28 protein-coding genes and 1 pseudogene are annotated in these 25,856 nt (G+C 47.4%); all 29 read left to right on the top strand.

Features of this window, described 5'->3' with window-relative positions:
* The first annotated feature begins 81 nt into the window (after positions 1-81).
* The 29 genes and pseudogenes from ACFVTB_RS15040 to modB all read left to right on the top strand — a co-directional run bounded on the left by ACFVTB_RS15040 (position 82) and on the right by modB (position 25,346).
* On the top strand, positions 82-813 hold the full coding sequence (locus ACFVTB_RS15040; protein ID WP_387750409.1) for a DUF3990 domain-containing protein: 732 nt from the start codon (positions 82-84) through the stop codon (positions 811-813).
* The gene (locus tag ACFVTB_RS15035; RefSeq protein WP_387750406.1) at positions 800-1,135 is read left to right on the top strand and encodes a hypothetical protein; all 336 of its coding nucleotides are present in this window, start codon (positions 800-802) and stop codon (positions 1,133-1,135) included. The genes ACFVTB_RS15040 and ACFVTB_RS15035 overlap by 14 nt, the downstream gene beginning before the upstream one ends.
* Positions 1,136-1,206: 71 nt before the next feature.
* Positions 1,207-1,716 (top strand): hypothetical protein, encoded by a 510-nt coding sequence (locus ACFVTB_RS15030; RefSeq protein WP_387750404.1) that lies wholly within the window; start codon positions 1,207-1,209, stop codon positions 1,714-1,716.
* 6 nt (positions 1,717-1,722) lie between these two features.
* Positions 1,723-1,863 (top strand): hypothetical protein, encoded by a 141-nt coding sequence (locus ACFVTB_RS15025; RefSeq protein WP_387750401.1) that lies wholly within the window; start codon positions 1,723-1,725, stop codon positions 1,861-1,863.
* A gap of 40 nt (positions 1,864-1,903) precedes the next feature.
* The gene (locus ACFVTB_RS15020; protein WP_387750398.1) at positions 1,904-2,317 is read left to right on the top strand and encodes a hypothetical protein; all 414 of its coding nucleotides are present in this window, start codon (positions 1,904-1,906) and stop codon (positions 2,315-2,317) included.
* A 78-nt stretch (positions 2,318-2,395) separates the two neighbouring features.
* Positions 2,396-2,578 carry a hypothetical protein gene (locus tag ACFVTB_RS15015; protein ID WP_387750396.1) on the top strand — a complete coding sequence of 61 codons (183 nt, stop codon included), beginning with the start codon at positions 2,396-2,398 and terminating at the stop codon, positions 2,576-2,578.
* Between the two features lie 147 nt (positions 2,579-2,725).
* On the top strand, positions 2,726-3,355 hold the full coding sequence (locus tag ACFVTB_RS15010) for a YhbD family protein (RefSeq protein WP_387750393.1): 630 nt from the start codon (positions 2,726-2,728) through the stop codon (positions 3,353-3,355).
* 163 nt (positions 3,356-3,518) lie between these two features.
* Positions 3,519-4,202: a hypothetical protein gene (locus ACFVTB_RS15005; RefSeq protein WP_387750390.1), complete on the top strand. Its 684-nt coding sequence runs from the start codon at positions 3,519-3,521 to the stop codon at positions 4,200-4,202.
* A 24-nt stretch (positions 4,203-4,226) separates the two neighbouring features.
* Positions 4,227-4,982 carry a hypothetical protein gene (locus tag ACFVTB_RS15000; protein WP_387750387.1) on the top strand — a complete coding sequence of 252 codons (756 nt, stop codon included), beginning with the start codon at positions 4,227-4,229 and terminating at the stop codon, positions 4,980-4,982.
* Positions 4,983-5,169: 187 nt separating this feature from the next.
* Positions 5,170-6,036, top strand: coding sequence for a PH domain-containing protein (locus tag ACFVTB_RS14995; protein WP_387750384.1), 867 nt, complete (start codon positions 5,170-5,172; stop codon positions 6,034-6,036).
* Positions 6,037-6,096: 60 nt separating this feature from the next.
* The gene (locus tag ACFVTB_RS14990) at positions 6,097-6,792 is read left to right on the top strand and encodes an LbetaH domain-containing protein (RefSeq protein WP_387750381.1); all 696 of its coding nucleotides are present in this window, start codon (positions 6,097-6,099) and stop codon (positions 6,790-6,792) included.
* Between the two features lie 208 nt (positions 6,793-7,000).
* Positions 7,001-7,810, top strand: coding sequence for a hypothetical protein (locus ACFVTB_RS14985; RefSeq protein ID WP_387750379.1), 810 nt, complete (start codon positions 7,001-7,003; stop codon positions 7,808-7,810).
* 78 nt (positions 7,811-7,888) lie between these two features.
* Positions 7,889-8,569 (top strand): response regulator transcription factor, encoded by a 681-nt coding sequence (locus ACFVTB_RS14980; RefSeq protein ID WP_387750376.1) that lies wholly within the window; start codon positions 7,889-7,891, stop codon positions 8,567-8,569.
* On the top strand, positions 8,566-10,326 hold the full coding sequence (locus tag ACFVTB_RS14975; RefSeq protein ID WP_387750374.1) for a sensor histidine kinase: 1,761 nt from the start codon (positions 8,566-8,568) through the stop codon (positions 10,324-10,326). Before ACFVTB_RS14980 ends, ACFVTB_RS14975 begins: the two co-directional genes overlap by 4 nt.
* 12 nt (positions 10,327-10,338) lie before the next feature.
* The gene (locus tag ACFVTB_RS14970; protein WP_387750371.1) at positions 10,339-10,830 is read left to right on the top strand and encodes a hypothetical protein; all 492 of its coding nucleotides are present in this window, start codon (positions 10,339-10,341) and stop codon (positions 10,828-10,830) included.
* A 270-nt stretch (positions 10,831-11,100) separates the two neighbouring features.
* Complete coding sequence (locus ACFVTB_RS14965; protein WP_387750368.1) at positions 11,101-11,352, top strand: type II toxin-antitoxin system HicB family antitoxin; 252 nt, start codon at positions 11,101-11,103, stop codon at positions 11,350-11,352.
* A gap of 282 nt (positions 11,353-11,634) precedes the next feature.
* Positions 11,635-11,946: a hypothetical protein gene (locus tag ACFVTB_RS14960; protein ID WP_387750365.1), complete on the top strand. Its 312-nt coding sequence runs from the start codon at positions 11,635-11,637 to the stop codon at positions 11,944-11,946.
* Between the two features lie 576 nt (positions 11,947-12,522).
* The gene (locus ACFVTB_RS14955) at positions 12,523-12,768 is read left to right on the top strand and encodes a hypothetical protein (protein WP_387750362.1); all 246 of its coding nucleotides are present in this window, start codon (positions 12,523-12,525) and stop codon (positions 12,766-12,768) included.
* A gap of 732 nt (positions 12,769-13,500) precedes the next feature.
* The gene (locus tag ACFVTB_RS14950) at positions 13,501-13,881 is read left to right on the top strand and encodes a hypothetical protein (RefSeq protein WP_387750360.1); all 381 of its coding nucleotides are present in this window, start codon (positions 13,501-13,503) and stop codon (positions 13,879-13,881) included.
* A 371-nt stretch (positions 13,882-14,252) separates the two neighbouring features.
* Entirely contained in the window at positions 14,253-15,752 is a 1,500-nt protein-coding gene (locus ACFVTB_RS14945; RefSeq protein WP_387750788.1) for a TreTu family toxin, read from the top strand.
* Positions 15,753-15,768: 16 nt separating this feature from the next.
* Positions 15,769-16,056 carry a hypothetical protein gene (locus tag ACFVTB_RS14940; RefSeq protein WP_387750357.1) on the top strand — a complete coding sequence of 96 codons (288 nt, stop codon included), beginning with the start codon at positions 15,769-15,771 and terminating at the stop codon, positions 16,054-16,056.
* 974 nt (positions 16,057-17,030) lie between these two features.
* Positions 17,031-17,219 (top strand): hypothetical protein, encoded by a 189-nt coding sequence (locus tag ACFVTB_RS14935; RefSeq protein WP_387750354.1) that lies wholly within the window; start codon positions 17,031-17,033, stop codon positions 17,217-17,219.
* Positions 17,195-17,634: pseudogene (locus ACFVTB_RS14930) on the top strand (transposase); the annotation flags it as partial. The gene ACFVTB_RS14935 and the pseudogene ACFVTB_RS14930, both read left to right, overlap by 25 nt.
* Before the next feature lie 401 nt (positions 17,635-18,035).
* Positions 18,036-18,404 (top strand): DUF7674 family protein, encoded by a 369-nt coding sequence (locus ACFVTB_RS14925; RefSeq protein WP_387750352.1) that lies wholly within the window; start codon positions 18,036-18,038, stop codon positions 18,402-18,404.
* Positions 18,405-18,989: 585 nt separating this feature from the next.
* Positions 18,990-19,430: a hypothetical protein gene (locus tag ACFVTB_RS14920; RefSeq protein ID WP_387750349.1), complete on the top strand. Its 441-nt coding sequence runs from the start codon at positions 18,990-18,992 to the stop codon at positions 19,428-19,430.
* Between the two features lie 129 nt (positions 19,431-19,559).
* Positions 19,560-21,275 (top strand): AAA family ATPase, encoded by a 1,716-nt coding sequence (locus tag ACFVTB_RS14915; RefSeq protein WP_387750347.1) that lies wholly within the window; start codon positions 19,560-19,562, stop codon positions 21,273-21,275.
* A 477-nt stretch (positions 21,276-21,752) separates the two neighbouring features.
* Complete coding sequence (gene thrS / locus ACFVTB_RS14910) at positions 21,753-23,669, top strand: threonine--tRNA ligase (protein ID WP_387750345.1); 1,917 nt, start codon at positions 21,753-21,755, stop codon at positions 23,667-23,669.
* 184 nt (positions 23,670-23,853) lie between these two features.
* Positions 23,854-24,681, top strand: a complete 828-nt coding sequence (gene modA / locus ACFVTB_RS14905; protein ID WP_387750342.1) for a molybdate ABC transporter substrate-binding protein — start codon at positions 23,854-23,856, stop codon at positions 24,679-24,681.
* The gene (gene modB, locus ACFVTB_RS14900; RefSeq protein WP_387750340.1) at positions 24,678-25,346 is read left to right on the top strand and encodes a molybdate ABC transporter permease subunit; all 669 of its coding nucleotides are present in this window, start codon (positions 24,678-24,680) and stop codon (positions 25,344-25,346) included. Before modA ends, modB begins: the two co-directional genes overlap by 4 nt.
* Positions 25,347-25,856: the final 510 nt, after the last annotated feature.

Here is a 25,856-nt window from a genome sequence, read left to right as displayed (position 1 = left end):
TTAGTCGGCTCCCGCGCTGCAACCGGCGTTTTATTAGACCGCAAGCCATGGTATAATATAGGAGGGGGAGCTGATTCAAGGTTGTATACGACGCGTTTTGTTTTGCCCGACGTTTTGTATCACGGAACGACCTTGGGCGCGGTTTTGGATCCCGATGGATTTAGAAAGCAGTTGATTAACGAATCGTTTATGGCAAGCAACGTCCGATGCAATAATCGTGATTTCGGAACGGGCTTGTATACGACGATTGATTTCAGGCAAGCGGCGGACTGGGCTCGCAAGAGCTATGTCGCGGCCTGGCGAGCAGGCATTGCATTGCCTGCGGAACGGATGCCGGTCGTTATGCGATTGAAATATTCTCCTCCTGAGGAGACACAGCAATCCGAACCGGTCCGCGTACTCGATTTCCGCGGCGAGTGTGCTGAATGGTCCGATTTTATTTTGACCCACCGCTACGGGAGCCGACTGCACGACTGTCAATGCCGTTCCTTGTTCGGTTCTGAGCATCCCCAGATCGTATGCGGGCCAATGGCTGACAACGATACGGGGAAAGTGATCGCAGCTTTCAAGGCAAGCGGCAAGGATTACGGCGCCGATGCCGATCGGCGATGGTTCCGCGACCAGATTACGCAGGCCGAAGACGGTTTTCGCCGGACGGGATTGGAATTGGGCGACCAAATTGCATGGTTTGGGAAAGCGATGAATGATTTTTTAACATATGATGGGTATTATAGATTTAATGAGCAACGCTTTTTAGGCGATCGAATAGACGAACGGAATTACAGAGAGGAGTGGGATTATGATGACGAATGAGCCGATGGAGGACATCTATAACGGTGCTGTGCTGGAGGAGCTTCGCAGAAGGGCGGGGAGCCTGGAGCAGGCCGATCAAATTTTTCATCAATTAGGACGCCCGCTCCTCGACACATGGGGCTACGAGCTGAACCCGGAAGCGCTGGCGGATGAGATGCTGAAGCTGTGGACGCCTACGAATACGAAGAACAACAAGTTGATTAAAGGCCATTTCCGAAGCCGGCCGGCCAGCAAGTCGGGGCTGAAGACGCGTTATGCGAACACGAAGCCGGCGAAGAATGGCGGAGACCGCCCGAGCGAGCGGTTGAAGAAGAAGGGTTAATAACAGCATCATGAAGGACTAGGAGATCGATATCCTAGTTCTTTTTTTGTTTTTAAAAGGGGGATCTGGGGATGAGAATGTGGTTAATTCTATTGGCCGTTTTGTTATGGACAACGGGGTGTTCAAAGGCGGATAAAGAGATCGATTCTTATGCAGGCAGAGGTCAGCATTGGGATGCGTATGTGGAAAAATCGACCTTAGAAAGAAACGGGGAGCGATTGTTTCATATTCGCTACGAGTACAAAGGCTCCGAGGAGGAGCTGCGCAGCATTTCGCATATTGTGTTTGCGCAAGGTACTTCTTTAGATTCACAAGCTGTTACGGTTTTTGACAACGCCGGCAAAGCGGAACGAGCAATTGATGGGAACAATGAAGAAGAAGAGCTGAATGAGTTTGGTGTTATGTTAGTCGACTTTAAGCATAAAACAGATCCTATTTTTAACGTTCCCTATAAATTCAATCATAAGGACAAAGGACTCGACACATTCAAGGCAATAGAAAGCGATCGCTTAAACGTACAAATCGTATGGGAAGATGACCGCGGCCAATATAAAGAGTCGTTTGATATAAAAGCGGAGTGAGAAGCATTGCAAGCCTATGTTCGGGTTCATACGACGTTCTCGCTCATTGCCAAATGGAATCGGCTGTTCGATTTGGACGACCTTCTGGTCGTGTTCGTCATTACTACGGACGGCCTAATCGGGAATAACGGCCAAAACGGCCGCTAAAGAGTGCGCAGCTCTGCAAAAGCGAGCTGCAACGGCAAAAATGGCCGTTAAAGTCGCAGGAGCATCGTACAAGGCGATCAAAAGAGCGGTTCGCAAGGAAATAGCGGCCAAAACGGCCGCTAAAGAGTGCGTAGCTCTGCAAAAGCGACCTGCAACGGCCAAAATGGCCGTTAAAGTCGCAGAAGCATCGTACAAGGCGATCAAAAGAGCGGCTCGCACGGAAATAGCGGCCAAAACGGCCGCTAAAGAGGGCGTAGCTCTGCAAAAGCGACCTGCAACGGCCGAAATGGCCGTTAAAGTCGAAGAAGCACCGTACAAGGCGATCAAAAGAGCGGCTCGCACGGAAATAGCGGCCAAAACGGCCGCTAAAGAGGGCGCGCCTCTGCAAAAGCGAGCTGCAACGGCCAAAATGGCCGTTAAACTCGAAGGAGCAGGGCATAAGGCGATCAAATAAGCGGTTCGAACGGAAATAGCGGCCGAAACGGCCGCTAAAGAGGGCGTAGCTCTGTAAAAGCGTGCTGCAACGGCCAAAATGGCCGTTAAAGTCGCAGGAGCAAGGTATGAGGCGATCAAAAGAGCGGTTCGCACGGAAATAGCGGCCAAAACGGCCGCTAAAGAGGGCGTAGCACTGCAAAAGCTAGCTGCAACGGCCAAAATGGCCGTTAAAGTCGCAGGAGCAAGGTATAAGGCGATCAAAAGAGCGGTTGGCATGTGAAATAACGGCCGAAACGGCCGCTAAAGAGGGCGCAGCTCTGCAAAAGCGAGCTGCAACGGCCAAAATGGCCGTTAAAACAAAACTACAACACGCCCCTTTACTGCGTAACAATGTTATGTTACATTAAACGCAGAGAGGGGCGTTCGCATGGAAGAAGAATTGATCTCCAAGAAGGAACTGCTCGATTTAACCGGTATTTCGTACGGTCAGCTGTACCGTTGGAAGCGGAAAAATCTCGTTCCAGAAGAATGGTTTATCCGAAAGTCCGCGTTTACAGGACAAGAAACGTTTTTCCCGAAGCAGCGGATGCTGGCGAGAATCGATAAAATTTTGAATATGAAGGACGGCTTGTCGCTGGATGAGCTAGCCGATATTTTTTCGCCGAGTCCCGCACAAATGTCGATACCGGCCGTTCAGTTAATCGAACAGAACATTGTTTCGAAGTCGACTGCTGACTATGCGAGACCCTATATTGGATCGGCGGATATATACACGTTCGAGCAAACGTTATTTCTTTATCTGCTCGATTGCGCGCTGCAGACTGGTCAAATGAGCTTGGATGAAGGGCAGGCGCTGCTGTCGACACTGGCGGAGCACTATGCGAGGTTCGAAGGCCGAAATTGCGATTTGATCTTTATTCGCAAAATGGGCTTATCGGTTTTTCTGCTTGTCACAGCAGGCACAGACATTTTCACCGAGAGCGGTTCGAAGCTCGTATTCCGGCAAAATGTCGCCAAACATGTGGAAGAATTAAAGCTGAAGCTGTCGGCCGGATAAGAAGCAAGGATCGAGAAAAAGCATGGATCGATAAGAAGCAAGGATCGAGAAAAAGCAAGGATCGAGAAGAAGCAAGGATCGAGATGAAGCAGCCGGCGCATGACCGCGCGCACGCTCAACAAGACGTGCGAGGGCAGACGGCACACGGTGAAGGAGGGTCGAAATGGAAAACAAGGAGCAGGCGAAGAAACGCGATTTGACGATATCGGGTATTGCCAGCACAAGAGGGGGCAGCTTCAACCGCGTCAAAATCGATGGTATCGGCCGGGTCGAAGGCGACATCGAATGCAGCGCTTTTTCGTCCAATGGCAAAATGACTGTTAACGGCAGCGTCAGAACGAAAATCACCGATATGAACGGGATTGGGTCGCTCAAGGGCGGCCTATATACGGAGAAGCTTGATATAAACGGCAAAGTGAACGTGGGAGGCGACTTGGTCAGCGAAGAACTGCATTTGAGCGGAATGTTGACGGTGCAAGGAGATTGCGAGGCGGAAAGCTTTCAAGCCGAAGGACGGCTGGCATTCGGCAGCCTGAACGCGGGCCATATTTCTATTAAGCTTCAAGGACCAAGCCGCATTAACGAAATCGGGGGCGAAACGATTCAAATTCGCAAACATAGCGGCAAATTCGCCAAGTTATTAAAGGCGCTTCCGCTGCCTGCAGTCAATCGGCTAACCGCCGGGGTGATCGAGGGAGACGAAATCTACCTTGAAAATACGAAGGCCGATATCGTTCGCGGCAGCCAGGTAACGATTGGAGAGGGCTGCGAAATCGGCCGGGTCGAGTATAAAACAAATTGCCATCAGCATAAGGATGCCATTGTCGGGAATCGCGAACAGCTATAACGAGATAGAAAGGAGGGCTGCGTCATGAACAACATAATAGACGGAAGCGAGAGCCGCATTCTTGCAGGTGAAAATCTGACGATAACCGGCAGTTCAGGGGCTTCCGGCGGCGAATACGACCGTGTAAAAATCGTCGGAGAAAGCGAGATCGATGGAGATATCGCATGCAACAGACTAAAGTGTACCGGAACGATGACGTTGAACGGCCGCTTGCGGGCGAAGGATATCCGCGTTACTGGTACAGCGGAAGTGTCGGATCACACGCAAGCGGATACGGTTCATGTGTCCGGTACGCTGGCCGTTGCCGGAGATGCGAGACTGAGCCAGCTGCGCTGCCAAGGAGCGGTCGAGGTGAAGGGACGCTTGAGCGGCGAAAGCTTGAGCGTTACCGGACAGCTTCTTGCCGGCGGCGGCTGCGAAGCGGAGTCCGTCACGATACGGGGAATGTTCGAGATCGGCGGACTGTTGAACGCCGGACGGCTGGATGTGAAGCTTTATCAAAACAGCAGCGCCCGGGAGATCGGCGGCGGAAATATCCGGATCAAGAAGGCGAGCCTGCTTAATCCGGTTCATTTATTTTTCTTCAGACCCGACCGCGATGCTGTTCTGACCGTTTCGGCGATTGAAGGTGACGAAATTTACTTGGAGCATACGAAGGCCGAGGTTGTCCGCGGCAACCAAGTGACAATCGGTCCCGGCTGCGAGATTGGGCTTGTCGAGTATAAAACCCGCCTGCAATGCTCTGGTAGCGCCAAAGTAGCCGAGCGCAGGCAAATCTAGCAAATCTAACGATCGTTTCTTCCCTGTCCTGCGCGACGGGGATTTTTTTTATGCGGATGCAAGAGGATTGGCCGACAGATAAGCCCTCATTATGGTACAGTGAGAAGAACTTTACAGAATAGGGGGTCGTATTATCCTATTAGCGATTATTTTTTCCGTTTCCGCCCTTATCTGCTTTACAGCTGTGATGGCTACATTCGGAGCGTCTTCGAAATATAAAGAAGGCTTGCTCTTTGCCATTTCTTTGCCGGAGCATGCGATTGAGCATGAGCAGATTGAGAAGATTCAGGCAGCGTTTCACAGGCGCTCGAAGCCATTTTATGTATGGATGCCTATCGCCTTTATTCCCATATTCCTTCTATACAAGTTCGGCGCAGCTCAAACGTTCTATTTCTTTGTTTGGACAGGCGTTTTAATATTTACCTCGGCCGTTCCGTTTCGAAAAGCGTTTCGGGAAACGTTGGCGTTGAAGCGTGAACAAGGATGGGTTTATGGCATGAAAAACGGCCGCTCGATGGATGAAGAGGACGAGTATTGGGCGAATGGCTTTACCTACCATAATCCTAATGACAAACGAATGATGGTGGATAAACGTGTCGGCATCGGCCAGGCGGTGAACACCGGCACCAAAGCCGGCAAATCGCTGCTATGGGCTCCTATCGCTTTCTCCATCGTGTTAATATTGGGCGTCTCGATCATGATGCTCCGCTCGGAGTTGAAGCCTCCTACACTATTAGTGACGGATAACGACCGAATCGAAATCAATTATCCGATGTATTCCTTTGGCTTCAATGCCGCCGATATTGAGGAAATCGTATTGACGGAGAACGTCCCGTCCGGCGTCAAGTCGAACGGCGCAGCGACCAACAAGTATGCGCGAGGTCATTTTCGCTTGAAAGAAATCGGCAAATCGAGGCTGTACGTCCATAAGAATCACCCTCCTTATATTCGAATAAAGCTGCCGGACGTATACGTTTTTTATAACGAACAGGACCCTGAGCAGACCAAGCAATGGTATTCGCTTATAAAAGAGCGGAGCGAGGCCAGTCGATGACATGTGTCCCCTGATGCGATCATATGGTTTATAAACCGATAGTCAGGGGGCGTTCAACGCATGAAAGACGGATTTCGCACCGCCGTTCAGTATATTAAGCCGCAAGGGCCGCTTAACTTGTTCGCAAGGCTGATCAGTCCGAATCCGAGAACGCCTTACGTGCCGGAGTCGAAATATCCGTCTATTGATCCCACGGCCTTCATCGGGCCGTTTGCCAGCGTCATCGGCGATGTTACGATCGGAGCCAATGTATTTGTCGCACCGACCGCGAGCATTAGAGCGGACGAAGGGACGCCGTTCTGGATCGGCAGCCGTACGAACATTCAGGACGGCGTCATTTTACATGGCTTGGAAGAAGAGTATGTAACGGTGAACGGGAAGCGCTACTCGATATATATAAGCGGGCAAGTCACTTGCGGTCATGGTGCGATCGTGCACGGACCGTGCTTTTTAGGGGAAAAGGTGTTCGTCGGATTTCAATCGCTCGTGTTCGGAGCGGAGGTAGGGGAAGGTTCGTTTATATCGAACCATGCCGTCGTTACCGGAGGAGTGCGGCTTGCGAGCAACCGTTTCGTTCCGCCCGGGGCGGTTATCGACTCTCAACAGAAGGCAGATCGGCTGCCTGAAACCCCGATCGACAAGAAGCGGTTTGCGAAAGAAGTGCAGCGGGTCAATCAAGCTTTTCCGGCCAGCTACCACAGCCTTTTCGGCGATCAGCGATGCTCTTGCGGCCTTGCGATGGGCAGAGAACCTTAACCGAACGGAGCGGCTATAGCGGGATTCTATTGTCAGCGCCCCGGATATAATTCAAACAATATGCGGAAAACCAACTGCGACTTCATGTAGAGCAGTTGGTTTTCTTTTTTTGTCGCAAGCATTAAACACGCCATGTACACCTGGAGTACACAACAAGCCTCTACACTTAGAGTATCAAAACAACAACAAACAACTAGGAGGCAACAACATGAAAAAAATCGCATTGATCCTGGGCTTATCAGTAGCTGTCACAGCATTTTCCGGACAGGTAATGGGGAATACTCACAGCAATACGCTTCCCACTGCAGCCGCCGCCGCCGCTGCCGCCGTTAGCAATAATCCTTACTACGTTGCAGGCATTGATAGTTCGGAAGAGTTCACAACTTACTTTTCCAAGCTGCAGCAGGCCGTTAAAGATGGAGATTCCAAATCTGTGGCTGATCTGATCTCCTACCCGCTTAGGGTGAACAAATCCGGTAAAAGCTTCATGATTCATTCGAAAGAACAATTCGTGCAGAAATATAATCGCATTATCACAACGGAAGTCAAAGAGAAACTGCTGGCGCAAAAGGCGGACAACGTGTTCGTCAATTGGAAAGGCATTATGGTCGGCGACGGGGAGCTTTGGATCGGCAAGATCGACAATAAGCTGGGCGTTATCGCAGTCAATCTGATCGACAATCCCTATGCAGCGGCCGGCATTACTAACCCAACGGCGTTCAATCATTTTTTGAGCAAGCTGCAGAAGGATGTTGCCGCGGGCAATAAAGCTGAAGTGGCTGACAGCATAGCCTATCCGCTGCGTGTGAACCATAACGGAAAGAGTCTTGAAATCAAGACGAAAAAACAGTTTATCGCTAATTACGACAGTATCATGACTGCTGCTGTTAAGAAGAAGCTGCTGGCGCAAAAGGCGGATAAAGTGACGGTAAGCTGGAAGGGAGTCATGGTTGGCGGAGGGGAGCTTTGGATCGGGCAATTCGGGGAGCGTATAGGCGTGTTCGCCGTGAACCGATAAGCTAAACCTTTGACAAAGTCTTCACGTCTTTAAGTTAAATGAACGAAAGACTTGTAGACTGATGCGGAGTGTTAGGACATGAACAGAAACATTTTACTGGTTGAAGATGATCTTCTGATGCGGGAGTTCATAACGGATTATTTTAAAAAAGAACAATGGGCAGTTCATGAAGCAGACAACGGCAAGCAAGCGCTGGAGCTGTTCGAGCATATCCCATTCGATTTGGTGGTGCTGGACATTATGATGCCCGAAGTGGACGGCTGGTCCGTGTGCAGGCGAATTCGGAAAAGCTCCGATGTCCCCATCATCATCATTACGGCCCGGACGGAGGATGACGATCAACTGATGGGATTTGAGCTGGGCGCAGACGAATATGTGACCAAGCCATTCAGTCCGAAGGTATTGGTCGCCCGTGCTACTGCGCTGTTGAAGCGGACAGAGGGAACGCTCGGTCGGGAAGGCGATACGGTGACCTACGGAAGCTTGAGCGTGAATAAAAGAGCCCATACGGTCAGCGTTGGCGGAGAGCCCGTTATTTTATCGCCAAAAGAATACGATCTGCTGCTCGTTATGATCAAGCATTACGGGACGGTGCTGTCACGCGACTATATATTGAATGCGGTATGGGGCATTGATTATTTTGGAGATCCGCGGGCGGTTGATACTCATATTAAAAAACTGCGGGCCAAGCTCGGCGCGGAAGAACGATTGATCAAAACCGTCATCCGTTCCGGCTATAAGTTTGAGCGTGAGCCATGAAGAGACATAGTGTCGTTTTCAAGCTGTTTCTAGTCACCTCGATCCTGATTGTCGTCTTATTTGCGGTTGTAATGGTCATGGGAGGCTTGTTTTTTGACCGCTATTATCGGATTGCGAAGTCAGACCGTCTGGAGCAGAGCGTTCAGGAATTGGCGGATCAGTATAAGTCTGTTCTATCCGATGAGCACAAGACGGCAACCCTTGTAGGGACATTTATGAACAAAAATGACGCCAGCTTGGCTATTTTCAACCGCGAGTTTGAGCGAATAAGTATTGAGCCTTATTTTATTCAGCTTCAGAGCCATTCCAAAACGGTGAAAATCCTCCTCTCATCGGAAGGTACCATGCTAGGCGATGTCCCTGCTGTCCTAAGGACAGGGGATAAGCTAGTCGTAGACGGCTTTTTTATGGATGAAAAGGATACGATTATGCAGCCCGCCAAGCTGCAACCCACCACCGCCGAGCCTGAGGAAGGACTGACTCGTGTATCTGGCATCATTTCCGATCTGCTGCTGCCGGAGAACCGTTCGTTCAATCCATACTATCAGGATTCGCAGCTTCAGCGCGCCTTTAACAGTTGGTATCAGCGAATGGCTGAGGGAGAGGTGAGTCTGCAAAAGGGCGAGCCGCTTTCCGGCGAATGGACAGACGAGTGGAGCGGCATCCGCTACGCGGTCACGGCAGTTTTCCTTCCGGAAGCCGGAAAGAACGGACGTTATGTATACGCCATGACTTCCCTCCAACCGGTAGGCGAGGCCGTTCATATGCTGTCGCAGTATTTCATTTATTTGGCTCCTGCCATCCTCGTGCTGGTGACTTTGCTATCCTTGCTGTATTCGCGGATCGTATCTGCGCCGCTGGTTAAACTCAGCCAAACGGCGAAACGAATGGCCGAACTGGACTTCCGTCAACATACACTGCTGCAATCGAAGGATGAGTTCGGCGATCTATCGCGGAGTCTGCATATGCTGTCTGAGAATCTAAATGCCACGTTGAATCAGTTAACGCAAGCTAATGAGGAATTACAAGAAGAGATGGTGAGAAAAGAGCGTTCGGAGCAGCTTCGCAAGGAACTGATCGCCAATATTTCGCATGAGCTGAAGACGCCTCTCGGTATAGTAAAAGGGTTTGCCGAAGGCCTTCAGGACGATGTCGCCAGAGACAAAAGAGAACGGTACCTTCAGCACATCGTCAACGAAACCGATCGGATGAATGCGCTGATCATGGACATGCTGGAGCTGTCCAAATTCGAGGCGAAGGCGATTCGGCTGCAGCTCGAAGTCATCATGCCGGGACGGCTGGTACGGAATGTCGCCGCCACGTTCGATCAGGAGCTGCACAGCAAGGGGCTGCGTATACACATCCGAGAGCAGGAGGAGTGGTTGGCAAAAGCGGACCCTCGGCGCATGGAGCAGGTGATGATCAATTTCCTCAGCAATGCAGTCAGGCATGCCGCGGAGGATAGTACGATTTATATAGATATAGCACAATCGTCTCCGGGCATCATTACCATCGGCATTGAAAATGAAGGTCCGTCCCTTGCTGCAGACGATTTAAGCCGCATCTGGGATCAATTCTATCGCGTCGAGCGTTCCCGCGACCGGAAAACTGGCGGAACAGGACTTGGACTGGCGATTGTGAAGAACATTCTCGATTTGCACGGAAGCCGGTACAGCGCAGCAAATACAGAAAAAGGCGTTGCGTTTTACTTTACTCTGGAACAGGCGTCACCCACGATTTTAACGGAAGAAAGTTGAGGCTATTATCATATGAAGAAATTAACAACATTAAGTATATCGGCGGCACTCGCGGCCCTGCTTCTGCTCAGTGCCTGCGGAGCTAACGGGGAACAAGGGGCGACAGCGCCTTCTCCATCCTCATCGCCTTCAGCGACCAATCCGGCGCAGCAAGAGACAAATGATAATCAACAAACAGACGGAGAGATTTTGATCCTCATTGATCAATCGCCAAAACCAAGCGAGGGCAACAGCTTTGATTTTACGGTTAAGAAGCGGCCGGAAGGCTACATCCTTAGTGAAATGCAGTGGAAATCCGATAAGCACGAAATTGGGAACACTCTGGAGGAAGCTATTGCGAATGGAGGAAGCGGGGAGGACGGTTTCTATATCAGCGGTAATGGACAATTTATGGGCTTTATTTATCCAAGCGACCTGAAAGGGGAGCAAGGAAAGGTTTCTTTCACATTCAGCGACGATCAGGGCCAGAAAATGTCGTGGGAAAAGGAAATTACATTGAAATGAGTTAAACAAGAACCGCTGTACTTCCTTATGAGCTCGCAGCAAGCAAGCTGCTGGTCAATAGAGCGGCTGCCACGACTAAAGTCCAGTACACCGCCCCTCTCAGGTCCGTATCGGATAAAATGGAAAAATATTATAATCAAGATATAGCTGAAGAGAGAAAAGGATGAGGAGTAGGGGAGGAACATTCGTCTTATTCGGTGTCGCCTCCGCTCGATAGAAATCGTATTCGTTTGCTTGCTATTCAGCGGGCCGCGAATAGAGGAGGGGCACATGGAACGGAAATCTTATCAGTACTATGCAATATTTAATTTTGCTGATGACGGAATAAACGTAACTTTTCCAGACTTGCCAGGGTGTATTACATGCGGATATCCAGCAGACGAAGGAATTGAAATAGCGAAAGAAGCACTCATGCTTTACTTGGAAGATATGCCGGGAGAAAATATCCCGCAAGCAACACAAGTAGATCCCTCGATCTTAAAGCCTTTGGAGGAAATGCATCTGATAGAGCTGCAGCTGTAGAAAGGCAGACGTGATGGGAGTTACTTGGTGGATAACTAAAGCACTGCAATTATAAGGCGGGATGCCTTAATTGCGGTGCTTTTTTATTGAAAGCGGGATGCTATAATAGGTTTAAATTGGAAATTTATTTTCTGGCATTTAGATTATAACTTAGGGGACGGAAAAAGTAACTTTTGAAAAATTAAAAAATAATACTCAGAGATGCAAAGTTATAGAAGCGTATAATCCAGGAGTGAGAGTAGCGAACGTAAATAGACGAAAAATATTTAGGTAGGTGTACTAGTGTCAGTCACAATCAGCATAAATAAACATAATGAACTCATTAACACTATGAAATTGCTTGAAACACAGGTTGAAGAAATGTTAAAAATATCATCGGATTCTCTGCTGGTTTGGCACAAAAACGAAGTAAATGACTGGTTGGATTTTCTGATGAATCATACGGATGTCGAAGTACTGCAATCACTTGAGAAAGAAATAAACAATAGATATATCTATAAGTATAATGTGAGAATTGAGCCACACAATCTTGATAATGAACGACTCGAAACATTTGAAAAACTAATTCAGCAATTTCATACTATGCTTCATTGAAATTATGTAGTTAACAGACCCTTTAGCCTATAAAAATGGCGATAGTCGGTGGAGCAATTACTACAGTCAGGTGCATTCGCAGGAATAGAAATTGGCGTAGGTGGATATTTGGAGACCGCTTTAACTGTCTGCGTAGCAAGTGGAACTGCCGGAGTTTAGCAAGCGCGTCACTTACGTATGGAGTTGGAGCCATAGGCAGTGGAATAGAATCAGCATCTAAGGACTGTCTAATATCAGGCATTCGTTCAGAGGGTAAGTCTACGGTGGCGAGAAAACTTGAACCAAATGAATATGTAGTATTGAGAGGTAGTGAAAGGAAGACCTGTCAGCTCAGCAATTAATGATGTCAAGAAGCAAGACAGGCTGATATTTGTACAAGAGCCGGAAGTTAGTAGTCAAAGGGATAATGGTAGAATCATATTGTTGAACCTGGTGGAAGCCAAGTTGTAACTTCATTTAAAAACCCAAGTAAAAATACTGATATGCGGATTCAAGATGGAAGATGGAGGAGGAGACCTTCAGAAGCCGAACTTCAACAATTTAAAGAGATATTTTCTGATTATGTGAGGTGGTAAAATGGAATTAATAAAACAAGAGGATATAGCGAGCGTCTCTTTGTTTGATTTAAGATTATCTGAAGGCGAATTGATGGTTTATGAAAGTTGCATTGAATATGTTCTAAACAATTGCAATGAAAATGATTTGTACGACCTTACTGGTTGTGAAAACCGTGAAGAACTTACTACTTATCAAATTGACCTAAAGAATTTGATAAAATCGTTAGTAAACAAAAATTATCTTCTCGAGAAATATAAAGAATAATCTTTTATTACATTGATTGGATTCATTCCTTTCAAGGTTTTTTTGAGGGGGGGTGACGAATGAACTCATCATCCAACTAATAAATACCCATGTAGAGATTTTGTCATCTTGTTTGTACGCACATCAAATGCTTTAATTTTATAACCTAAATAACGCCATTGCGTTACATTAAACAGGTCAATTATGGTCAGTTACCACCATGATTGACTTTTTTTATTTTCTTCGTTTTCTTGCATTTTTTCATGAGAAGGCTTGTAAACATCATCTATAACATGGTGAAGAATAAGACAGAGTATCGGGCGGAAACTCTAAAGCTGATATAATGGTGACAATTGTTAAATTGGTTATCGCCTTTTTTGTACCCTAGTTTAAGTTTACAACTCAGGGGACGGGTAATGGTGCTAAACTCAGTAGTTCAACTAATCCTAATGATTACCTGAACGCTGCCTTAAAGCGTTAAGAGGTAGATAAAGCATCTAGTAATTTCAAAGAAGAGATATGATTATGAATTTCGGATTCATCCCGCTGATCCTAAATACGGAAAGCAAGGAGATATCTATCGGGTTGCAAGGCGTGAAAAAGCACAGATGCAAATGGACAAGGAAAGGTAAGGAGATATATGGACTTGAATGGTAATTGGCATTCTACAAGTAGCTTAAAACCTCAGAATCCATCCTATAATTCCCAAGCTGCCGCTGGTATTCATATTCAACTTAAGTAAAGGGTGATGAAATGGAAATATCGGAGATCACAAAAGTTGTTGAAGATATTAACAAGTTCATTAGAAACCAACCGTGGTTAGACTTTGAAGTATTGCAATACGATAAACAAAAGCTGACCATCATAGGTTGCATCGATATTTCTAATTTGCATGACATCGAGATAGTCTTTGAAGATATCTTCTTTGTATCTTTGCCAATTGAGTGGAAGACGGATACATCAAGACCAGTGCTTTCTGTCTTAGAAAGGGAAAAGGCAATAATACTGAACAAGAAATTTAAGGTGGAACAAGGGCATAGTATTTTTGCTTTTGCCCCCGAAGATTATCCCGATGATTTTGGGTGTTATGTTTCTGCAAAAAAAATAGCATTTAAACTGATTTCTGAAAAATAAATCGTGGTTCTACCTTGATTAGCTTCAATCTTCCGCATGGCAAAGAGATGAGACGAGTGACTGGGGCTGGTGCATATGGTAATCATTTATCGGATGACATCAGCACACTGCTTGAGAAAGTCAATAATACCTATGATGGGTTTAACCGTCTAAAGCTTGCTGAACGAGTAAAAGATGGTGAACGCTCGTCTGTCGAATACATGTATGACGGTGATGGTCTTCGTACGAAGAGGACTGTTGCGAGCTCAACGAACGGATATGTAGAAAGCGTTACGAACTATACTTATGATAGACAACATGTCATTCTGGAAAAAGACGCATCTGGAAGGACCGCCGTTCGATATGTGCGAGGTATAAATTATATAGCTTGAATCGACCATGCCGATCACTGGAGCTATTACCTATTCAATGGTCATGGTGATGTTGTTCAAACCGTTGACCGTAATGGCAGCATAGAGAACCAGTATGATTATGATGCTTTTGGCAACACAACCCTCTCGGTTGAGCAATATGCAAATGCAATACGATATGCAGGAGAATTTTATGATCAAGAGGTTGGGCTTTACTATCTTCGGGCGAGATACTATGATCCGTACATTAGCAGATTCATAACCGAAGATACGTATCGCGGCGAACAGAAAGATCCTTTATCATTAAATCTGTATACGTATGTGCTTAATAACCCATTAATTCATTGGGATCCGACTGGCAACATTACCTTTAAAAAGGGTAGCTCTGGCGATCAGGTTGTTGCTATTCAAGAGCTGTTGAAATCGGCAGGTTATTATAGTTGGGTTCCGGATGGTAAATTTGGACCTAACACTGAAAGTGCCGTCAGACGGTTCCAGGAGGATAAAAAATTACAGGTTGATGGCATAGTTGGGAATCAAACGCTAGCAACGTTGAATTCAGTTAACAGACCAATGCACGAACAACATTTATACCCTTTAAATAATGCATCAGTGGGCGAGATTAAGACTACCACTCCTGTAATGTCTTCTGGGACATATAAGAGTACTTTAAAAAAAATAGAAAATACAAAGAAAGCAGCGGGTAAAAAAGCAAGAGTAACTTATGAAATTACTGATAATAAAATAAAAATAACAGGTGTTCAAAAAGATACTGATAAAAAAAATGAAGAAAGTAAAAATAAGAATTCGGCGAAGCCGACGGAACCAATGAAACCGACGGAACCAACGAAATCGACGAAACCGACGGTTACCAGTAATCCACTAAAACCAAACTTTCCAGCCCTTACAAAACATATGAAAAGTGTTGTAGTTCATCAGTATAATATTGAGAAAGAGGCAATTAAACACACTTTCTCTTCCCCAGAGAATTTCTTGTCTGATTCAACTTTTGGCTTTTCGGATCCTTTTTATGATTATTATCGTTCAGAGTGGGGAACCAAAGAGAATTGGATAGCTCAAGGTCAAATCGTTGTTAATACTACGTTACTTGTGGCGGGCAGTAGGTCGCCAGGTACTAATGCCATAAAACCTGCCGTCAAGGAAACGGGTAAAGCAGCAATTAGCGGGTCCACGAAGGCTGTGGGTATTACAGTATCGTCTCAACGAGTTGGACAGTGGATGTCAAAAGCCGAGTATGATGGGTTTGTAAAAACAGGAACAATCCCTAGAACAAATGTCCTAACTAAAGGCAAGCAGGGGTTTGAGAAACAAGCTAATAGTGGTGATTACTATGTAGAGTTTGATATTGATTCTTCCTTGCTAATGGAAAAAGATATAGACTTAGGTTGGTCACTAGTGAAGTCTAAAAACCAAACCCAGTTAAAGTTAGCAGAAAAGAGAGGTCAAACTCTCCCTGACCCAACTGGTACTAATATTAAACATGTTGATACGAAACGGTGAAGAAAGGAATGATTAAGTGCTTGATTTAATCAAAACTTTAATAAATGATTACATTTCAGAACTAAATAAAGGAATTGCAATAGAAAGTGAAGTTATTTATGGGGAGAACAAAATTGAGTATGCTTTATCGAATGATGATTATATGGCTTCAATTTCGGTTCTTTCTGATTACACATATGACTTCTTTGTAGTGGAGATTATGAGTGATAGGACATTTATGATTAAAACAAAACAATTTGATAATCTTGATGCGTTAATCACAGAGATTAAATCTAGTATTTTAAGTTTTTCAGAAATAAAATAACAAATTTTAACCTTGATTGGCTTCATGCCCGTCAAGGTTTCTTTTCAGGTGGGGGCTACCCAGTGCCGAATGAATCCATCATTGAACCAATAACACAATTAACCCATGTAATACCCGTATAAAGATTTCTCGAAGTCAATTGTACGCACGACAATGCTTTGCTTTTACACCCTAAATAACGCTATGCCGATACAACGAACAGGTCGATTATGGTCAGTTACCACAATGATTGACCTGTTTTTGTTAGCTTTGTTTTCTGCGGTTTTATTCAAAATCCATGGCAACCGCACAATACCCTGTCACGATATAGACGGTGAGAAGGTAACCTACCGAAAAGTCATCGCAACTAATCGAAGGGGTAGCCCGGCCATTATATTGTCAAGACGAAACGGAACATATCAAAATGGGAAGGCCATGTGTAAAGGCTAGCCACCAACTCCCTCATTCTTATAATATAAGCGGCGAATCTGTCAAAAGTTTTGCCAGTGGGGGAACGCATGAACAATGTACAACTTTCCATCTATAAGATTTCAGCAGAGTATCATAACGTAACGGTGGATTTCTACAACAGAATAGCATTATCTTTTCGAGACTGATTTGATATTAAGCCTGCCATCAAGCATAGAGGGTATGTATATCACTGGCATCTCGTCCTTGACGATGCTTACCTGTACTTACGGTATCAGCCGTGGTGGCAGAAGAAAGCAAGGAAGTACACGCTTCAAATCGAAACGCATCCTGACCATTTGATTAAGTTCCAATGTCTGCTAGATGCCCTTTGTGCTCACACACAGCAGGTTTACTTGTTTCGATGTGAGTTGGCATATGACTTCCCGTATCCGATGAGTAATGTTTTCATTGCTTCCAATACGGGGCGGAACATGAGCATTTATGATGGAAATCGATACTTCGGGCGGAAAGACGAAAGCAAAAATAATATTTTCTGTCAAACCTATGATAAGAAGGCAGAGCGTATGAGCAAGGGGAATATTGTGGAAGCGTGGGAGTTAACAAGAGTGGAACTGGTCTACAGACCTGCTGAGAAGATTCCACTTGAGAACATCATTCAATACCCGCCCAAGTTCAATGACTTCTATACATTAAGCGTCATTAACGACTTGCAAGCTGTTCGGGTGGAGAAACGAGCCTTCGGCACTTGTTAGCCATGACAGACTACAAGCTAGAAACGATGGACGGTATCAGCACCGTTACAGGGCAGAACTCATTGCAGAGATTGGTGATATTAACCGTTTCGCGTGCTTAGCAGGTATCGCTCCGAAGTTTTTCAGTTCGGATGGCAAAGGCAAGCACGAAGCAAGCCGACAAGGCAACCGAGTGTTGAACTGCATCTTCCATAACCTAGCCGTTCAGCAAATCCAAGTCGCTAGGGGAAGCAACAAGAAGCAGTGTAATCCGCTCATGTACGAGTTCTACCAACGGAAGCTAGCAGAAGGCAAGACGAAGAAGCAAGCCCTCTTATGCGTCATGAGAAGGCTTGTGAACATCATCTACAGCATGATGAAGCATAAGACGGTGTATCGGGCGGCGAGTCCTCTAACGAAACGCCAAGCAAGTTGATATAATGGTGACAATTGGTGAAACGGTTGTCGCCTTTTTTGTATTACAACTCAGGGGACGGGTAATGGTGTAAATAGAGTTACTAGACTATTAGACAAAATGCCCGAATTTGACGGTTCTACTAGGGAAAAATTGTTATCTGCTGTTCAAAATGGAGATTTAAGCAATGCAGTAAGTGAACTTTATAGACCAGGTGCAAAAAGATGGCGGAACTGCTTCAATACTAACAAAGGAGTTCTACGAGGGCTCTTCAACCTTCAAAAAGCTCAGGACCAGTTAAGGGGGTTAAATAAGCTAGCGAAATCCGGGAAACTTAGCCTTAATGACTTAGATATACTTGATGCTTTAGCAGATGATTTAGAAAACGCAATAAGACTGTTTAAATAGAGGAGTTGGTAGATATGAGTAAAAAATCGGAAGAATTCTTTAGAATAATGTTAGATTTCTTACCTTCGGCTGAAGATGAATATAGAGAATCAATCGAGTATTACGGTGAGGTGCTAGAAACTATCATAATTGAGAGAGTACTCATGCCGAAAATAATTAAATTATTAAGCGAGGAAAGCAACATCAAATTGCTAGAAAGTATTTTTAAATATTTTGAAGAAGTATCTAATGATGAAGATGCTCACTTAAAGAACATTTTTTTAATTACGGTGTTGGAAATACTCGGAAATGACAGATCGATTCTAGGGACTGCACAGAAATACATGGGAACTAGAACGATACAACTTCAAATAGAAGCTGATAGAGCATTAGGTAGAATCTAGTTAATCGCATCTTTTAGTAGGTGTGGCACGGCAATTAACAATAGGGACGGCTAAATTGAAAATATTTTGATTATTTCAGCAACGAAACGGCATGTTGTTGCGATTGCTACTGTGAAGAAGATAACTCTGGTGATGACCAGTTAACATAACGAATAGGTCATGTAGTAAGGCTAGCCACCCACTCCCTCATTTCTATATAGAAAATCAGTCAAAAAGTTGCCAGTGGGGGACCGCATGAAGAACGTAAAGCTTTCTATTGATAAGATTTCAGCAGAATATCATAGCGTAACGGTGGATTTCTACAACCGAATAGCATTGTCATTTCGGGATTGGTTTGATATTAAGCCAGTAATCCGTCATAAGGGATATGTACACCACTGGAATTGAGGTATGGGGGATGCTTACCTGTACTTGCGGTATCAACCTTGGTATCTGAAAAATCAAGGAAATACATGCTTCAAATCGAAACGCATCCTGACCATTTGATTAAGTTCCAATGTCTGCTAGAAGAGAACGTAATGAACCCAATATACATTAAACAAATGCAAATGGCACTCATATACAATTACCAACTGGAGGTTGCAAATGTTGGACTCTAATAATCTAAGGAATATTTTTATTAACGGATCAAATAACGAAAAATTAGATATTCTAGAATACCTAAAAGATCACTTTGATTCATTCAATAAGAATATAGAATATTTTGATGAGTATAAAAATGTCTTACTAGATTTTTCAATCACTGAGTCTGATAAAGAAGTAAAAATCGAGATTTTTGAAGCATTATCAAAGGCGGCTGTGTTTCAAGACGTAAGTAATATTAACTTCGATAAGTTAATTGAAAACTTGGAAAACACCCCTGAGGAATGCTTAAGCAGGAGCATCGATATATTAAGTTTTACCCATGAAGAAAATTATGTACCAATAATAAAAAGATATCTCAATCATCGGAACCCATACGTTCGCGAATCTGCTGTCTTTGCAGTCAAAGAAATATTGGAGTACGTTGAAAAAAACTCAAGATAGTCTAACTTCTTACCTCCCCAAATCCCGCAAATCAGACCTACCTAACAAGCCCCTCCGAATGTTGGCATTGGGCGAATAGCTGATTCATAGGATATGACGAAAGCTAATTCGATAAAGGATGTGGGCCTTGTGAGGAGGTACCGATGGATTAGGTGGAGAAGGTTCCTCATTCGGCTCGCCGTTCCCGTTGCCATTATCGTTCTGATATGGACCGGAGGACCCAGCGTCTGGGGGATCGCGTTCGGAATAGCCAGCCTGCTGTTCCAGCTGTTGTTCGCGGTCGTTTTTATCATTATTCAGTTTGTGGCGCTGTTCTGGTTTTTGGCGAGGGGACGGACGTATTGGATTTTACCGGGCGAGACCGGCGCAACTTGGGACGATTATCGCGGCAATCCGGAAATTGTCGAGAATGCCAAGCGGATCGTCACTCTGCTTAAGGGCGTTAAGGAGTTTAAAAAGATGGGCGGCGAAGCGATTCGCGGTTTGCTGCTCTGCGGTCCGCCAGGCACGGGTAAGTCGTATTTAGCGCAGGTGATAGCCAACGAGGCGCAGGTTCCATTCGCCTACGCTTCCGCGCCGAGCTTTCAAAACATGTTTTTCGGCATCGGCAACTTGAAGGTGATGCGGATTTACAAGAAGGCGCGCAAGCTGGCGAAGGTATACGGTGCGTGCATCATTTTCATCGACGAGGTCGATGCGATCGGCATGAGCCGGCAGGCTGGAGGGGGCATGGGCGGCGGCGGAATGTTCGGGATGGGAGCGGGCTCGGGGTTGCTCAACGAACTGCTGCTGCAGATGGACCCGCCTAACTTGGACGGCAACTGGCTGGCGAAGCTGCTGCGGTCACTCGGATTGCGGCGCAAAAAGGCGGAGAGGCTGCCCGTCTTGACGGTTGCCGCGACGAACCTTCCCGATGTGCTCGATCCGGCGCTGCTGCGCCCCGGCCGTTTTGACCGAAAGCTTTGGGTCGACGCGCCCGATTACGACGGACGGGTGGACGTCTTCGATTACTACTTGCGAAAAGTGAAAAGCGAGCCCGACCTGACGCCGGAGAAGGCGGCGCTCGATACGATCGGCTACAACCCGGCGCAAATCAAGCATATTGTCAACGAGGCAGTCGTTATCGCTCATCAGAGAGGCGCGCAGGTGATCGGCTATGAGGATTTCCGTGCGGCGATGGAAACATACGAGTGGGGCTTGAAGCAGCCGCTGCGTTCAATGAGCGACGAGGAGAAACGAAACGTCGCTTATCACGAAGCGGGCCATGCGGTGGCTCAATATCTGCTCAAGCCGCATGAGCGCGTATGGAAGGTGACGATTATCCGGCGCGGCGATGCACTAGGATTGGCGGCGACGAAGCCGACCCATGAGCGGTACAATCGCAGCGACAGCGAAATTTTGGCGTCGATTCAAGTATGCCTTGCGGCACGCGCGGTCGAGGAGGAGTTTCTCGGCAAAAAATTGAATGGCGTCACGTCTGACCTTCGGCAGGCGACTGAGCTGGCCGGTGCGTATCTCGGCATCGTTGGCATGGGTGACGAGTTGTACAGCTGGCTGGCGACCGGCTCCAGAGCGGAAGGGCTGAAAGCGCTGAGGCCGAAGATCAACGAGCTGCTGAAAGAGCAGATGAAGCAGGTGAAAAAGCTCGTGCAGGATCACGGGGATTTCGTGCATGCGATTGCTGAGGAGCTGCTTGTGCGCGGCGATCTGACAGGCGAGGAAATCGAAGAGCTCTACACCGGCCTTTACGGCGACAGCCGGCCGAAGCCGACAACGGTTACGCTAACGGCATTTCCAGCGCCTGAAGAGGCGACCGACTCAGCGTCCGAGGGGAATGGCGCTTAACGATCGACTCCCAAAAAAATATGAACGGATAAAAAGATGCGTGCCGCAACCACAGCACGTCTCTTTTTATTCAGCGGCCTCAAACAATTCATAGAAAATTATGATAATTAACTTGACAGCCGAAGTTCCAAAATTCTATAATCATTTTCATATTCAAATCGGCACTGACCAAAGACATGATTTCGTTCACGAACCGCCCAGAGAGAGAAGCGATTGCTGCGAGCTTCTTCGGTTACGGATTGAAGTTACCCCTTTGCAGCCGCGTTTTCGAACCCGCTGACTCCTCTGGCGGTATTAGAAGGCGCCGAATCATCCACGTTACAGGATGCTGAATGAGGATTTGCCATTCTGAGGAGGAACGGCAGATTGAATGAGGGTGGAACCGCGAGCTGAACGCACTCGTCCCTTGGGGCTGACGTGTGTTTTTTTGCGTTCGTTTTGACCTATATTCAATCTGCGAAACGAGGGATGGCCACGATGTCTATTCAGATTACATTGCGAGATGGACAATTCAAACTATACGATCAACCTGCCGTATCGCTGCGAGAAATTGCAGCGTCCATCGGCCCGGGGATGTTGAAAAAAACGATTGCGGGCAAGATCGACGGGATACTGTCAGATCTTGAAGAGAGGGTCGACCGGGACTGTCGCGTCGAGTTAATCACGCTAGAAGACGAGGAAGGACTTCGGATTTACCGGCATACGGCGGCACATATTATGGCGCAAGCGATCAAGCGGATTTTCGGGGCTGAGGCGGTAAAGCTCGGCATCGGTCCTGTGATCGAGGACGGTTTTTATTACGATATCGATATAGCACAGCCGCTGTCGGCCGACGATTTGGCGGCAATTGAGCAGGAAATGGGCAAGATCGTCGCTGAGAATTTGCCGCTCGTCCGGCGCATCGTTAGCCGTGAGGAAGCGAAAGCGATTTTCGAGCAAGCGAACGAATCGTTCAAGCTGGAGCTGATCCGCGATTTGCCGGAGGAAGCGGTTATAACGATCTATGAGCAAGGCGAGTTTTTCGACTTGTGCCGCGGACCTCACTTGCCTTCGACAGGCCGGCTTCAAGCGTTTAAGCTGCTGAATGTGGCAGGGGCTTACTGGCGGGGAGACGCTAATAATCGCGTACTTCAGCGTATATACGGCACTGCTTTTCCAACGAAGCGCGAGCTGGGCGAGCATTTGCATCGGCTAGAAGAAGCGCGCAAGCGCGATCACCGTAAGCTGGGGAAAGAGCTGGGGCTGTTTATGTTTTCGGACGAGGCGCCGGGCATGCCGTTTTATTTGCCAAAGGGAATGACGATCAGGAACGAGCTGGAAAACTTCGAGCGCGAGCTGCAGCGGGAACGCGAATACAGCGAGGTGCGGACTCCGCTTATGATGAATCGGCGGATGTGGGAGCAGTCCGGCCATTGGGATCACTACAAGGACAATATGTACTTCACAGAGGTCGACGACGCGACATTTGCGCTTAAGCCGATGAACTGCCCGGGCCACATGCTTATTTACAAAAACGGACTTCACTCCTATCGTGAGTTGCCGATCCGGCTGTCCGAATTTGGACAGGTGCATCGACATGAGTATTCCGGGGCGTTGAGCGGCATGATGAGGGTTCGGACATTTTGCCAAGACGACGCGCATCTCTTTGTCCGTCCCGATCAAATCGCTGAAGAGGTCGAGAAAGTCATCGAGCTGATCGCCCGCGTCTACGGACAATTCGGCTTTGATTATCGGATCGAGCTGTCGACACGGCCGGATGACTCGATGGGCTCGGCGGAACTTTGGGAACGGGCCGAAAGTGAATTAGCGGCGGTGCTTGAGGCGAGCGGCATTCCATATCGGATCAATCCAGGGGATGGAGCTTTTTACGGGCCGAAAATCGATTTTCATATTCGTGACGCCCTGAAACGGAGCTGGCAGTGCGGAACGATACAGCTTGACCCGCAAATGCCGGAGAAGTTCGATCTGACTTATATCGGCGAAGACGGGCAGAAGCATCGGCCGATTGTCATTCACCGGGCGGTATACGGTTCGATCGATCGGTTCATCGGTATTTTGACGGAGCATTATGGCGGCGCGTTTCCGCTATGGCTGGCGCCTGTACAAGTGAAGCTGCTTCCGGTATCCGACAGTTACATCGATTACGCGTTAAGCTTGAAAAGCCGGGCCGAAGCAGTCGGCATTCGGGTAGAGATTGACGCGAGAAACGAGAAGCTGGGCTATAAAATTCGAGAGGCGCAGCTGGAAAAAGCGCCTTACATGTTCATACTTGGCGAGAAAGAGCGCAGTACGAATACTGTCTCGGTGCGGGAGCGCGAGGCGGGCGACATCGGCTCAGCCAATGTCGATGACATTCTCGCTTCGATCGCGGAGAAAATAAAAGCGAAAGCATAGACAGCTAGGGAGTGAACAACGGCGGTCAAGGACATGATCCTTGCACCGTCGTTTTCGTTTATGCGGCGAGGCATTTTTAAAGAACATGTACCTGACATATCTATTGACTTCGATAGGCGTACCGTTATATTTAGTTATTATTAATGGTAGGTGAACGAAAATAGAGAAAAATGGAGGGAATGTGATGGTCGCTTTACTGTCCCAATTCAAATTCAAAAAAGCAGCGGTACTATCGATTTTATTAGCGCTTGGAGTGCTGCTCGCTGCATGCGGTTCCGCAGACAAAGGCAAAGCATCGGAGCCGGTGGAATTGACGATATCGGCCGCTGCCAGCTTGACGGATGCGCTGCAAGAAATTAAAGGAAAATACGAAGCCGCTCATGAAGGCGTTACACTGGCGTTTAACTTCGGCGCATCGGGCGCTCTTCAGCAGCAAATCGAGCAAGGAGCGCCCGCCGACCTGTTCCTGTCGGCCGCTTCTAAGAACATGGCGGCTCTCGTCGACAAGCAGTTGATCGACGCCAACAAGCAAACGAATTTGCTGGCCAACGAGCTGGTCGTTGTCGTGCCCGCCGATGGCGGAAGCGAGCTTGCCTCGCTGAATGATTTAGCGAAGGAAACGATCGGTAAAATCGCTATCGGTATTCCGGAGAGCGTACCGGCAGGCAACTATGCCAAAGAAGCGTTGACGAAAGCGGGCATTTGGGACGCGCTGCAAGCGAAGACGGTTCAAGCAAAGGACGTGAGGCAGGTGCTGCAATTTACGGAAACCGGCAACGTCGATGCGGGCTTCGTCTATCGAACCGACGCGCTGACTTCGGAGAAAGCAAAAATCGCGCTGACGGTCGATCCAGCCGACTATCCGCCTATTGTCTATCCGATCGGGTTGGTCAAAGCAAGCAAGCACGCCGAAGAGGCGGAAGCTTTCTACAGCTATCTGCAATCGGCGGAGGCGCTTGATGTTTTTAAAGCTTACGGTTTTGCCGCTCCAGGCTCGGCCTCGGCAAAATGATAGAGCTGGCTCTGGATTGGGAGGCGCTCTGGCCGCCCGTTGCCTTGTCATTGCAGGTGACGCTGCTTTCGAGCGTCGTCGTGACCGTGCTTGGCGTGGCTGCGGCTTGGCTCATGTCCGCCTTCAAGTTTCGCGGCAAAACGCTCATTGAAACGGCGCTGATGCTGCCGCTCGTACTGCCTCCTACCGTAGTCGGCTTCATCCTGCTTATTCTGCTCGGGCGAAGAAGCGCGATCGGCCAATTCATCGAATGGCTCTTTTCCGCGCCGGTCGTTTTCACCTGGTGGGCGGCAGCGATCGCTTCCATTACAGTCGCTTTTCCGCTCGTATATCAGACGATGAAGACCGGCTTCGACTCGCTTGATCGCGAGCTGCTGCAATCGGCTCGATCGGCGGGCGCGAACGGCTGGCAGCTGTTCCGTTTTATCGCGCTTCCGCTTGCGTCCCGGTCGTTGCTAACCGCTTATATTCTCGGCTTTGCCCGTGGATTGGGGGAGTTCGGCGCGACGCTGATGATCGCAGGCAATATTCCGGGGCGCACGCAGACCGTTCCGACGGCGATCTATGTGGCGGTGGATTCAGGCAACATGCCGATGGCGTGGGCTTGGACGATTTGCACGACGATCATTTCGTTTTTGCTCCTTTACTTGGCAAGGAAAGGCTAGAAAGCAAGGGCTGTGCACACTAGGATAGGCAGCTGACAGTCAGGCAAGGCCGGGTTTTCGTCCATCGATGGGCGTAGAACCCGGCCTTGTCTGTTTTTGACGATTAATGGATCGTAAGAACTCTGAACCGCAGCGTTTTCATATCTAGCAAGTGGTCAATTCTGACCGTTAGAGCAAAAAACAAAGGATATTCACTTTCTTTAAGGATACTAATGACCGTTAGAAGATCATTTCACGCTTTTCTACGACATCTCCCTTGCTTATGGACATTAATGTCCTTAAGCAAGCCAACAATTCGAATAATCGGCGCTAACGGTCACTCATGTCCATTAACTTTAGCTCAAAACCGAAAATCAGCGATTGGCTCAAGTCTTGCTATAATGTCGCTCGTCATTCAGACCTTACTGATAAGAGCTTCAAGCACTGATCATGGTGCAGAGCCCTTTTCTTTAATTCAATACCTAAATTTTCGGACATTTTTCAAATATGTCTTGCTAATACCCGAATATT

The organism is Paenibacillus sp. NPDC058071 (assembly GCF_042885235.1).
Taxonomy (GTDB): Bacteria; Bacillota; Bacilli; order Paenibacillales; family Paenibacillaceae; genus Pristimantibacillus.
Note: the sequence above shows the minus strand (reverse complement) of the source record. Positions and strands in the feature narration are given on the sequence as shown.